The organism is Amycolatopsis sp. (genome assembly GCF_035276945.1).
Lineage (GTDB): Bacteria > Actinomycetota > Actinomycetes > Mycobacteriales > Pseudonocardiaceae > Amycolatopsis_E.
In genome coordinates this window covers 1-11,270 of sequence record NZ_DATELF010000064.1, presented here as the reverse complement: position 1 = coordinate 11,270, position 11,270 = coordinate 1, and the positions used below count along the sequence as shown (strand labels likewise).

Below are 11,270 nucleotides of genomic sequence, written 5' to 3'. Positions count from 1 at the left end.
AATCCGCTTCGTCCGGGGCGACCGATTTTTTCCCCGCTCAGCCGCCCCCGTAGTCTGGAAGGGTGACGGAAACCCTGGTCATCGACACCACGGCGCACGCCGCCGCCACCCCGGAGGTCCCGCAGCCCTACCGCGAACTGGGGCTCGCCGACGACGAGTACGCCCGGATCCGGGAGATCCTCGGCCGCCGTCCGACCGACGCCGAACTGGCGATGTACTCGGTGATGTGGAGCGAGCACTGCTCGTACAAGTCGTCGAAGAAGCATCTGCGGTACTTCGGCGAGACCACCACCCCCGAAATGAAGGCCAAGATGCTGGCCGGCATCGGGGAGAACGCCGGCGTGGTCGACATCGGTGACGGCTGGGCCGTGACGTTCAAGGTGGAGAGCCACAACCATCCGTCCTATGTGGAGCCTTATCAGGGTGCGGCGACCGGTGTGGGCGGCATCGTGCGTGACATCCTGGCGATGGGCGCGCGGCCGCTCGCGGTCGCCGACGCGCTGCGGTTCGGTCCGGCGGACGCTCCGGACACCCGGCGCGTCCTGCCCGGCGTGGTCGCCGGGATCGCCGGATACGGCAACTGCCTCGGCCTGCCCAACGTCGGCGGCGAGGTCGTCTTCGACCAGAGCTACGCGGGCAACCCACTGGTCAACGCGATGTGCGTGGGCGCGATGCGCACTTCAGACCTGCACCTGGCGTTCGCCTCCGGCACCGGCAACAAGATCATCCTGTTCGGCGCGCGGACCGGGCTCGACGGCATCGGCGGGGTTTCCGTACTGGCGAGCGACACGTTCTCCGGCGACGAGTCGGCCGGCGGGCGTAAGAAGCTCCCCAGCGTGCAGGTGGGCGACCCGTTCACCGAGAAGGTGCTCATCGAGTGCTGCCTCGAGCTGTTCGCGAAGAAGCTCGTGGTCGGCATCCAGGACCTCGGCGGTGCCGGCTTGTCCTGCGCGACCTCGGAACTGGCGGCCGCCGGCGACGGCGGGATGCACATCGAACTCGACCGGGTTCCGCTGCGGGCCAAGGGAATGACCCCGGCGGAGATCCTCTCCAGCGAGTCGCAGGAGCGGATGTGCGCCGTGGTCGAACCGTCCAATGTAGACGCCTTCTTGCGGGTGTGCGAGAAGTGGGACGTGCTCGCCACGGCGATCGGCGAGGTGACCGACGGCGAGCACCTGGTGATCACCTGGCACGGGGAGACGGTGGTCGACGTGCCACCGCGCACCGTCGCGCACCAGGGCCCGGTGTACGACCGGCCGGTCGTGCGACCGTCCACTCAGGACAGGGTGCAGGCCGACACGCCGGACCGGCTGCCCCGCCCGTCGACGGCGGATGAGCTGCGCGAAACCCTGCTGAAGGTGATCTCCTCGCCGAACCAGGCGGCCAAGGACTGGGTCACCGAGCAGTACGACCGGTACGTGCGCGGCAACACCGTGCTCGCCCAGCCCGCGGACTCCGGCCTGATCCGGATCGACGAGGAGACCGGCCGAGGCGTGGCCGTGTCCACCGACTGCAACGCCCGTTTCGTCTACCTGGACCCCTACGCCGGCACCCAGCTCGCCCTCGCCGAGTCCTATCGCAACGTCGCGACCAGCGGAGCGACCCCCGCCGCCGTGACCAACTGCCTGAACTTCGGCGCGCCCACCGATCCGGGCGTGATGTGGCAGTTCGAGCAGGCCGTGCACGGCCTCGCCGACGGGTGCGCCCAGCTCGGTATCCCGGTGACCGGCGGCAACGTCAGCTTCTTCAACCAGACCGGCGACACGGCGATCCTGCCCACCCCGGTGGTCGGCGTGCTCGGCGTGATCGATGACGTCCGCCGCCGGATCCTGCCGGGCATCGGCGCCGACGCCGGCGAGACGCTGCTGCTGCTCGGCGAGACGCACGACGAGTTCGGCGGATCCGCGTGGGCCCAGGTCATCCACAACCACCTCGGCGGGTTGCCCCCGAAGGTCGGTCTGGAACGCGAGCGGCTGCTCGCCGAGATCCTGGTCGCGGGCTCGCGCGACGGGATGATTTCGGCCGCGCACGACCTGTCCGACGGTGGGCTCGCCCAGACCCTGGTGGAGACGGTATTGATCGGCCAGTGCGGGGCACGGATCGTGCTCGACGAGGACGCCGACCCGTTCATCCAGCTGTTCTCCGAGTCCGCCGGACGCGTGCTGGTCGCGGTGCCACGAACGGAAGAGTTGCGGTTCACCGAGATGTGCACCGCCCGGGGCCTGCCGTGGCGCAAGACCGGCGTGGTCGACCCCGAGTCGGGCGCGCTGGAGATCCAGGACGTGGCCACGTTCCCGCTCGCCGAACTTCGCGAAGCATGGGAAGCGACCCTGCCCGCCCTGTTCGACTAGAAGGCTCCTGCCGAAGAAGACCGGAAACGCCACCGAACTCCTGTCGGCGATCTGAGGGCAACTTGGCTGAGGTCCCCCCAAAAAACTGGACTCGCGTGTCACGAAAGCCCGACTCGCGTGTCACGAGAGGCCGACTCGCGTGTCGTGAGAGCCGGACTCGGGTCGCGGGAAAGCCCGACTCGCGGGTGGGTGGTCAGGAGTCGGGGTCGGTGAGGCGGGCGCGGCCGTTGGGGAGGGTTTCGACGGTCCAGAAGTCCGGGACATCGATCCTCTTCCACGGATTGACCATGGTGTTGTAGAGCGAAACGCCCTTCGGCCGCCCGGCCATCCGAAAGTCGGCGTCGTGCTCGAACTGGGTGGCGTGCAGGTCGAGCTTCAGGAAGGAAGCGCCACGCAGGCTCACGTCACCGTGGAACACGGCGTTCTTGAAGTTCGCCTCACCGCCGAACCGGGTGCCGCGGAAATCGGTCTTCGAACCGAAATCCGTGCCGCTGAACCACGCACGGTCGTGGAAGTTCGCGTCCTGACAGCGAAAGTGACCACTCAACCGGCCGCTGCCGCAGACGGCGGCGGTGAACCAGGCGGGGCCGGTGAACTCGCAGCCGCTGAAGTTGGTGCTGCTCAACAGCTGCGCGTAACGCATGGTCAGGGTACCGATCCTGCGGCCGGACGGGTCGAAGTACTCCAGCGAGGCACCGGTCAGGTCGAGGTCGAAGGTTTCGTCCGAGGTTCCCGTCGCGGGCAACAGCTCGACGATCAGCCGCTGCGCGGTCAGCCGTACCTGCAACTCCCGTTCCGCTTCGGGGTCGGTCTTTTCTTCTTCGTCCATGAGGTGCGGATTGTCGAACGGCCGGCGCAGGTAGGAACAGAGCACGTCGAGCACGGTCCGCGTGTACTCCGAGCGATCCCGCGCCAGCCCGGCGAGTGCGTGCATGGCGCCGACACGTACCTGGTCGGCGTCGTGCCCGAGCAGCTCCACGGACTTGGCGAAGCGTTCGTCGGTGACCCGGTCGCGGTCGCGTTCGGCACGCAGCCGCTCAAGTTCATACCGTTCCCGCTCGACCTCTTGACGGCTTTCCTCGACCTTGCGGCGCCGGTCGTTGAGCCACAGCGCGTACAGCGCGACCACCGAACCGGCCGCGAGCCCGCCGGTCCGCAGCGCGTCGGCGTGCGTGGTCGTGGGGTCCAGCAACAGTGATCCGCTGACCACCACCAGCAGCACCACGGCCAGCACGAAGGTGACTACCAGCGGAGAAAGCCCTTTCCGCACCACCGCACCCTAGCGGAGACTGCGCTGCAGAAGATGCGTGTCCAGCCACTGCCCGTGCTTGAACCCGACGCTCGTCAGCACGCCCGCATCGACGAATCCGCGGCCTCGGTGGAGGGCGAGTGAAGCCGCGTGGGTCCCCGTCGCCGCGATGACCGCGATCACCTCGCGCACCCCTGCCCCCGCGCACCGCACAAGCAACTCGTCGAGCAGCGTGCCGCCGATGCTTCGCCCGGCCGCCCAAGGAGCGAGGTACACCGAATCCTCGACCGTCTGACGGTAGGCCGGACGCGACTTCCACCGGGTGCAGTAGGCGTACCCGGCGACCCTCCCGTCCAGTTCGGCGACCAGAAAGGGCAGGTCAGCGTCCATGACCGAGGCGAAGCGACGCATCCATTCCGCCTCGTCGGGCGGGGTCAGCTCGAAGGTTGCCGTGCCGGTAGTGACGTAATGCGTGTAGATCTCGCCGATCTGGGCCAGATCAGAAGAACTTGCCGGACGCAAATATTTCACTAAAGAGGAACCGTCCATTATTATAGAGTAATGGACCTTGCCGCACTGGGGAAGCGAATCCAGGCAGGCCGCGTGGACCGTGGGATGACCCTGCAGGCACTGGCCGACCGTTCGGGTGTAAGCGTCAGCATGCTCTCGTCGGTCGAGCGCGGCACCAAGGCACCGACGATCGTCGTGCTCGACCGCATCGCCGAGGGCCTCGGCCTGCCGATCGCGCAACTGCTCACCGAACCGGAGCGGATGATCGTGCGCCGGGCCGCCGAGCAGGACGTCGTGGACGAACCAGGCGGTTGGCAGCGCACGATCCTCACCCCGGTCGTGCCGGGCGTGAACTTCGAATGGATCTGTTCGACGCTTCCACCCGGTTGCGTCGCCGGAACCTACCCGCCCTACGCCGCCGGCTCACACGAGTTCATCGTGGTCCAGTCGGGCACGCTGACTCTGCGAGTCGACGGCGAGACCGTGATTCTCGGCGAAGGCGACTCCCTGTACCTCGCCGCCGACATCACGCTCAGCTACGCCAACCTCTCCGACCTGCCCTGCACCTACTACGTCGCGGCGCTGATCATGCGGCCGAGGCGCCCCGGCCTCGGCCGCACGGGCGTCTGGGGGCAAGCCCCCAGACGGGGTCCGGGAGTGGCACCCCCAGCGAGCAGCGCCGACTATCAGTAGACGCTGTTCTGATACACGCGAAACGGCGACCTGCGCGAATAGATCAACATCCCGCGTGACCAGGCAATAAGCCGTTTCAACGGCTTACATCGAATTTCACCCGCTTACGGCCTCACACGGCCCCAGTACGGCCCCACAGGGCTTGATCACCATCCACATAGGACGGCCCCCGGCGGTGCCGCTAACACGTGCCGGGGGCCTTGATCGGAAAGCGAGTTCCGACCCATGAGCGACCCTACTGCCGCCATCCCCCCTCGGGAGAGCGAGCACATCAACCGGCTACGCCAGCAGTACCCGCACGTCAGCCCTGGCTTCTTCGACCTGATGGAGGAACGTCGGCAGGTCCAGGACAGGTTGAACGACTTGCAGGGGCGGCTCACCTATCTGATCGGTTACCACTCAGGACGCGGCGCCGTGCCGGTCGCGGAGCTTCAGCGGGTGCTCGACGGCGAGCAGGTGGTGTCGCTGTGAACCGCGAGCTTGGCGACCTTTCGGGTGACCGTCATCGGCCTCAGCGGAGCCCGCGGCCGGCGTGGATGCGGTGGCGGTACGCGTGCGTGATCTCGTGGGCGTGCTTCACGGCCCTCGCGGTGCTCAACGCGTCCGCGGTATCGGCCGGCTGGTACTGCGGGGTGTGCCAGTGAACCGGTACGTATCCCTGGCAGGGCTCGCCGTGGTGGCGCTGGCGGCCGCGGTGCTGTCGTTCGCGTCCCTGCGGTCCCTGGCCGTCGTGTGCGGCACGCCGGTACAGCTGGCGTGGTTGGTGCCGATCGCGGTCGACGCGGCCGCGGTGACAGCCACCTGGGTATGGCTGGCGCCGGACTCGCCGACGAGGGCCAGGAGCACGGCCCGCGCGCTGTCCCTGGGCACGCTGGCGCTGTCCATCACCGGCAACGCGGCCGACCACGTGATAGCCGCGTTCGGCATAGTGCCGCCCGTCTGGGCCGTGATCGCGGTCGCCGCTGTACCGCCGGCCGTGCTCGGCGCGGTCGCGCACCTGGCCGCCCTGGCACTGCCCCGCCAGGCAACGCCAGACCACCGCCAGGCCGAGCCGGACGGTGACCAGGGCGAGCCGGGCGACCTGGCAGCGCGCGCGGCCGCGCTGCTCGCCGCGGGCGCGGCCGAGGGCGTCAAGATCGGTCGCGGCAGGATCGCGCGGGAACTCGGCATCCCCGAGAGCCAGGCCCGCCAGTTGCTCCGCCACGTCCGCCAGGCCGAGCGCATCGAGCCGGAAACCGTCGATCCAGGCAGGCTCACCGCGGTCTAGGCCTTACGCTGGTTGTATCCCTCTTCGCGGAGGTACTGCCCCCGGTCGACGGGCCGGGGGCCTCTGCGGGGAGGACTACTCCGCGAATGAGGTGGTCCAAATGACCGAGGATATGCCTTTCGGCGAACGACTCAAGCGCGCCCGCACGCGTGCCGGGATGAGCCGGCCAGTGCTTGGCAGCCTCATGGGCAAGTCAGCCGAGTGGGTCAAAGCGATCGAGACGGGCCGTAACCTGCCGCCACGACTGCCGACCGTGCTCCGGTTGGCCGAGGTGCTCAGCGTGCATGACCTAGCCGAACTGACCGGCGATGAGCGATTGAAGACCTCGACGTTCGGACGCACGACACACGAACAGCTGTCCGAAGTAGCGAACGCGGTGGTCTCCTACCCGATGCCGTCGCAGATCGGTCCAGCGGATCTGGGTGATCTACAAGTCCGGGTACGGCAGACATGGGAACTGTGGCACGGCGCCCGGCATCACCGCACCGCCATCGCTGCTTTGCTTCCCACGCTGCTGCGTGACGCACGCATTGTCACCCGCTGGACCGAAGGCGCCGACCATAGCCTTGCCCTGACCTTGCAAGCCCAGACCTACCACCTCGCCCAGCTGTACCTGTCCTGGCAGCCGACACCGGAGCTGATCACGCTGACTGGTGATCGAGCCATGATCGCCGCGCAGGACGCCGACGACCCATATGCGATTGCCGCCGCGGCCTGGTACGTCAACCACGTGTACCGCGACGCCGGGCAACAGCACGACGCGCGAATGGAGTTGGCCAACGATGCTGCTGCGCTGCTCGACCCCGAGCGCAGCGACGAGGACCGCGCGCTGTATGGGCTGCTGCACCTCGCGGTGGCGCTCTCGCACGCCAAGCTCGGGCACGATGGCGACGCCTGGCATTACTGGGATACCGCTGACCGGGCCGTCAAGGCGCTCCCTGGTAGCTACACGCACCCGTGGTTGCTGTTCGGCCGGGGCATGGTCGACGCCTATGCGATCACCATGCTGCTTGACCTCGCGCGACCTGGTGAGGCGATGCGTCACGCCGATCGGGTGGACGTGGACAGCATCGGCTCGGCCACGCGTCGCTCCTTTCACACGATCGAGGTCGCCCGCGCCTACCATGCCGACCGGCAGGACCTCGCCACTGTGCATCTGCTCAAGCGCGCGGAGCTGACCGCGCCGGACACCGCGCGGTTCAACCTGTTCACGCGCGGAGTCGTGCCGGAGCTGGCCGAGCATGGCGGCACGACGGTACGGGATGACGCTCGCGCTCTGGCTGACCAGCTCGGATTGACCGCGTAGACAGGTACGATCCGTACCCCCCAAGGCATGGGGGCTGCTATACCCCTCGTCCGCCCGGGCGGCATAAAGCCTGTTCGGCATGGATTGGGCACAAGCCGATGTTCTGAGCCTTGGCGGGAAGACCAGCGTGTGCCTCGTCGACGGCGTCACTATCGATGGGCGAGACGCCCGGTTGAGGATCGGGAAGATCCGCACGCAGTTCGGCGCTGATGTGATCTCCCTGGAGATCTGTGACGGTTCCGGTGACCGTGAGGTGCTGTTGCCGGGTCTCGACACGCCGGCGGCGGTGGTCGCCGTGATCGTGACCGGCACCGCCCGCGCGTTCGATCTGTTCGCCCTCGATGGCCGCGACGTGCGGTTGAGCATCGGCCGCTTTGATGGCGAGCGCGGTCTCTTCGTGCGGATCGACGACGGATCCATCGTGCTGTTGCCGGACGCGTCCGGCGCGCCAGCCGAGATCACCGCGGTGATCCGGCAGCTGATGAGCGAGAAGTACGACCACGACAGGAGGCGGCCGTACTCGTTGGTCGGGCGGGTCCGCGACAGCTATCCGGGGGCGGTGTCGTGAGGGAGCTGCCGGTGGAGCGGCCGCGCGCGATACTGGGTCCGGAGAAGCCGCGCCCGGCTGAGGTTCCGTTGCTGATCGGCCGGCCGTGGCCGGGAACGGTCAGCGAGACGCGCCGGGTGGCGCATCTGTTCCCGGTGCCGGACCGGTATCCGACGACGCTGACCGCGCGGTGCGGCGCCGAATTCTGGTCTGGTGACCTTGAATTCCTCGACCGCGTCGGCGGGATGCCCTGTACCGCGTGCCTGGTGGGTGATGCTGGTGCCGGGGGTGTGACGGCCGGTGCGCGTCACCGTAACGTCACAGCTTCGGATCACTCTGGAGCGCATTCGCTCTGGTCAGAGGCCTAATCGGCGGGTGTGACGCGCGTGACGTCGTCACACGAGTGCGGAACCGCGCCGTTTTCGGCGCCGGTTCACATTTGGCCTTCGGGGGGAGGGAGGGTCAGGTGGGCGCGGAGTCGACCGCCTGCGCTCAAATGGACTTTTTTCCGAATGAGCGCAGGTCAGACGCTGTCCATTGTGGTTGTTTGGTTCACTCCAGTGGCAGGGCGAGGAAGGCGTTGATGGAGGCCTTGCCGGGTGCTGGCAGGTCGGGACTGGCTACCCGGTCGCGGGTGCGGGCGGTGACGGTTTCGTGTGCTCGCAGGCAGAGCGCGGCCGCCGCGTCGAGGCTGGCGGGCTGGTGCTCGGCGAGCAGGCCGGCGAGTTCCTCGGCGTAGTCCTCGGCCTGCTCCGGTGTTCGTTCGTCGGGAAGAAAGTCCAGGGCGTGGCTGAGTTCGTGTAGCCAGACCTCGGTCAGCCGGTCGCCGGCCTGGTGACGGTCGATCTCGATCAGCAGCCGCGGCAGGTGTCGGCCGGCCGTACCGGGTGGCAGGTCGACCGCGAGGACATGCCGGCGGCCTCCGAGGTGCTCGGCCAGCTCGCGCGCCAGGTCGAGCAGTGGCAGGCCGGCCAGCGCGGGATCTACGTACAGCCCGCATGGTGTGTTCTCCGGTGGTGTGGCCGGTGGCTGGTACATCGCCGGCGTGCCGAGCGAGGCCAAGACCTGGAGCATGCCGAGCGAGACGTGAGCGGTCGCCTGGAGCCACTTCGCGACCCGTTCGGATCCCACGAACTGAAGTGCCATTTCGCCCGCCTGGTGAGCAACCAGCAGCCCAGCGAGATCCCCCCAGTACCAATCCAGGATCAGCATCGCGAAGCGGCCGTGCGTCGTGTAGGGCTCGAGCTTGGCCCGCATTGCGCAGTCGGTCCGCTCTTTGAGCGCCGAGTACAGGGCCGGCCAGTCGACCCGGTCGAGCAGGGTCGGCCAGCCGGCTGCGGTCCGTGTGCTCACTCGACAACCCGCACGGCCCGGTCGTCCGGCGCCGGGGCGCCGAAGGCGTCGCGGGTGCGCATCGCGAATTCGCCGTTGCCGAGGTCGACCGGCTGGTCGTACTCCCTGAGCTTCTCGGCGGCCTCGGCAGCCGCTTTCAGCGTCAGCATTCCGCGGGGCTGGAAGGCCTCGGTGAGGCGGTCCAACGCGGCGTTCTTGTCGGGCATGGCGGCACACTCGAAAATGATCTTCATGTCCTCGTAAGTGAGAACGGGAGCGCTCACGGTTTGCCTCCTTCGGCTGCGATCTCATTGCGGGACAGCGACACCGCGCGGCCGTGTTCGTGGGTGAGCGTCGCCAACGGGTGCCGGCACGCCATCAGTTCCGCGAAACCGAACGTGGCCACACCGAGCCGCTGCCCAGTCGCCAGAGCGGTGTCGATGGCCGTCAGCGCGGCCTGAGCGGCCTCCACAGCGGCGAGCACGGCCCGCGGCATCTCCTGGTGTGGATCGGTCACAACGCGGCCGCCTCACGCTCGGAGAGCCACCCACTGGCGAGGATCACCCGACGGCACGCGCCGGCCTCGGCGAACTGGTGGGCCGCGACCGTGGGTGTGACTCCGGAGTGCTCGGCCGCGAACAGCCAGACCGCGCGGGCCCGGATCGGATCCGCACCCACCCACCCCATGCGCGTCGGACCGCCAAGCAAGCCTTCCGGCGCCGGTATGTGCTGAATCTTGCTGGCCGCCAGGTCGAGGTCCGCGACCGTCCACGGCTCACTCGTCGCCGGGTCGGCCGGGGCGCCGTGCGCGACGTAGCGCGGTGTCTTGATGCTCGGCGGTGGGTTGTAGGCGAGGACGCCGGTCTGGCCGAGCGCGTCGGGCCGGTCGGCCGGAACGATGATCGTCTTGGATCCGTCGTGTGTGGTGACGATCCGGCCTTCATCGGTGTCGGTCACGTCGATGATCTCGGCCTGGGACATGCCCATGGCACGGGCGGTCTCGGCGAGCACGTCGGCGGGAATGTGCGTCGGCCGCGGGGGCCTGGTCGGTGCCGTCATCGGTTTCTCCTTCGGGTAGGGCTGGGTACGGGTCACGGCGGCGCCGGGCACCATGCGCGGTGGTGCGGGCGCGTTGGCGTCCAGATCGGACAGGGTTCGGTGTTTGCCGAAGCGCGGCCAGGTCATCAGCGGCCACCGAAAAGCGGTCCGCCGAAGGCGTGCCCGGTCGGCGGGTTGATGGCGGTGGCGTTCGGGTTGCCGGTGGCCAGGGTGCGCAGCTGGGCGATCAGCTCGGGCCGGCGCATATGCGGCGGCCGCGCTTCCTCCCGCATCAGCGCGTCGGCGACCGGCAGGCCGGCCCGGCCGACGTTGGCCAGCACTTCGGCCGGTGGCGTGTCCGGCATCGGCCACAGCAGCACCGCGGACAGCGCGGCGAACACCACCTGCCGGCGGGCGGCCGGAAGCCGAGCCATCTCGGCCCACCAGGCCAGATTTGCCCTGTACAAGTCGTTATTCACCCACGCGGTGATCTCGTCGGGAGTGGCCAGGCCCGCGGGCATTTCGTCGGGCAGAGTCACGCTTGCCTCCAGCCGGCGGGGAGCCAGCCAGACTCGCCGAAGTCGTAGGATCCGCCGTGCTTCTGTACGACGATCTGGACTTCGTCGTGACGCTCGGGCAACTCGCCGATGCCCACCGGTCGCGCGGCGAGCAACAGATACGGCTTGTCGTCAACGCGCTCACCCAACTCGACGTCGATCAGGCAATCGAACCGCTCGCTCAGTTCAGCACCGCACGCCTTCGCGGCCGCCTCGTCAGTGAAGTAGGCCCAGTGGGTGTAGGGGATGGTGCCTAGCAACTGGGTCACAACAGTTTTCCTTTCACATTAACGTCCACTGTGGACGTACGTTTCCTCGGTCAGCGGGTGCAGGTTGGCAAGCACGGCCCGCACCGCGGCCGCGCCGACGCGCGCAACCTCGGGATCCGGCCGCGGCCGCGGCGGCCGCCGCGCCAGACCC

15 protein-coding genes are annotated in these 11,270 nt (G+C 68.4%); 7 read left to right on the top strand and 8 right to left on the bottom strand.

Going from position 1 to position 11,270, the window contains the following annotated elements; translation table 11 throughout:
- Positions 1-62 precede the first annotated feature (62 nt).
- Positions 63-2,351 (top strand): phosphoribosylformylglycinamidine synthase subunit PurL, encoded by a 2,289-nt coding sequence (gene purL / locus VJT49_RS10605; protein WP_324164581.1) that lies wholly within the window; start codon positions 63-65, stop codon positions 2,349-2,351.
- A gap of 193 nt (positions 2,352-2,544) precedes the next feature.
- Here the strand turns inward: purL and VJT49_RS10600 are convergent, their stop codons facing one another.
- Positions 2,545-3,621, bottom strand: coding sequence for a pentapeptide repeat-containing protein (locus VJT49_RS10600; RefSeq protein ID WP_414635900.1), 1,077 nt, complete (start codon positions 3,619-3,621; stop codon positions 2,545-2,547).
- Between the two features lie 9 nt (positions 3,622-3,630).
- Entirely contained in the window at positions 3,631-4,122 is a 492-nt protein-coding gene (locus tag VJT49_RS10595) for a GNAT family N-acetyltransferase (RefSeq protein ID WP_414635899.1), read from the bottom strand.
- A 39-nt stretch (positions 4,123-4,161) separates the two neighbouring features.
- On the opposite strand from VJT49_RS10595, the gene VJT49_RS10590 reads away from it, so the two are divergent.
- The 6 genes from VJT49_RS10590 (at position 4,162) to VJT49_RS10565 (ending at position 8,291) form a co-directional block, all read left to right on the top strand.
- Positions 4,162-4,803 (top strand): XRE family transcriptional regulator, encoded by a 642-nt coding sequence (locus VJT49_RS10590; RefSeq protein WP_324164578.1) that lies wholly within the window; start codon positions 4,162-4,164, stop codon positions 4,801-4,803.
- A 225-nt stretch (positions 4,804-5,028) separates the two neighbouring features.
- On the top strand, positions 5,029-5,274 hold the full coding sequence (locus tag VJT49_RS10585; RefSeq protein ID WP_324164577.1) for a hypothetical protein: 246 nt from the start codon (positions 5,029-5,031) through the stop codon (positions 5,272-5,274).
- A gap of 169 nt (positions 5,275-5,443) precedes the next feature.
- A complete protein-coding gene (locus VJT49_RS10580; protein ID WP_324164576.1) occupies positions 5,444-6,070 on the top strand; it encodes a DUF2637 domain-containing protein in 627 nt (208 codons plus the stop codon).
- Positions 6,071-6,170: 100 nt separating this feature from the next.
- Entirely contained in the window at positions 6,171-7,376 is a 1,206-nt protein-coding gene (locus VJT49_RS10575) for a helix-turn-helix transcriptional regulator (RefSeq protein ID WP_324164575.1), read from the top strand.
- A 79-nt stretch (positions 7,377-7,455) separates the two neighbouring features.
- Entirely contained in the window at positions 7,456-7,944 is a 489-nt protein-coding gene (locus tag VJT49_RS10570; RefSeq protein ID WP_324164574.1) for a hypothetical protein, read from the top strand.
- Between the two features lie 11 nt (positions 7,945-7,955).
- Positions 7,956-8,291, top strand: coding sequence for a hypothetical protein (locus tag VJT49_RS10565; protein ID WP_324164573.1), 336 nt, complete (start codon positions 7,956-7,958; stop codon positions 8,289-8,291).
- Positions 8,292-8,475: 184 nt separating this feature from the next.
- On the opposite strand, the gene VJT49_RS10560 is transcribed toward VJT49_RS10565, so the two are convergent.
- From VJT49_RS10560 to VJT49_RS10535, 6 genes are read right to left on the bottom strand one after another with little or no spacing between them, the layout of a single operon-like run.
- Entirely contained in the window at positions 8,476-9,276 is an 801-nt protein-coding gene (locus tag VJT49_RS10560; protein WP_324164572.1) for a hypothetical protein, read from the bottom strand.
- Positions 9,273-9,539, bottom strand: coding sequence for a hypothetical protein (locus VJT49_RS10555; protein WP_324164571.1), 267 nt, complete (start codon positions 9,537-9,539; stop codon positions 9,273-9,275). The genes VJT49_RS10560 and VJT49_RS10555 overlap by 4 nt, the downstream gene beginning before the upstream one ends.
- Positions 9,536-9,772, bottom strand: coding sequence for a hypothetical protein (locus tag VJT49_RS10550; protein WP_324164570.1), 237 nt, complete (start codon positions 9,770-9,772; stop codon positions 9,536-9,538). Before VJT49_RS10550 ends, VJT49_RS10555 begins: the two co-directional genes overlap by 4 nt.
- Positions 9,769-10,440 carry a hypothetical protein gene (locus tag VJT49_RS10545; RefSeq protein ID WP_324164569.1) on the bottom strand — a complete coding sequence of 224 codons (672 nt, stop codon included), beginning with the start codon at positions 10,438-10,440 and terminating at the stop codon, positions 9,769-9,771. The genes VJT49_RS10550 and VJT49_RS10545 overlap by 4 nt, the downstream gene beginning before the upstream one ends.
- A complete protein-coding gene (locus tag VJT49_RS10540) occupies positions 10,440-10,832 on the bottom strand; it encodes a hypothetical protein (RefSeq protein WP_324164568.1) in 393 nt (130 codons plus the stop codon). The genes VJT49_RS10545 and VJT49_RS10540 overlap by 1 nt, the downstream gene beginning before the upstream one ends.
- Positions 10,829-11,119, bottom strand: a complete 291-nt coding sequence (locus VJT49_RS10535) for a hypothetical protein (protein ID WP_324164567.1) — start codon at positions 11,117-11,119, stop codon at positions 10,829-10,831. Before VJT49_RS10535 ends, VJT49_RS10540 begins: the two co-directional genes overlap by 4 nt.
- Positions 11,120-11,270: the final 151 nt, after the last annotated feature.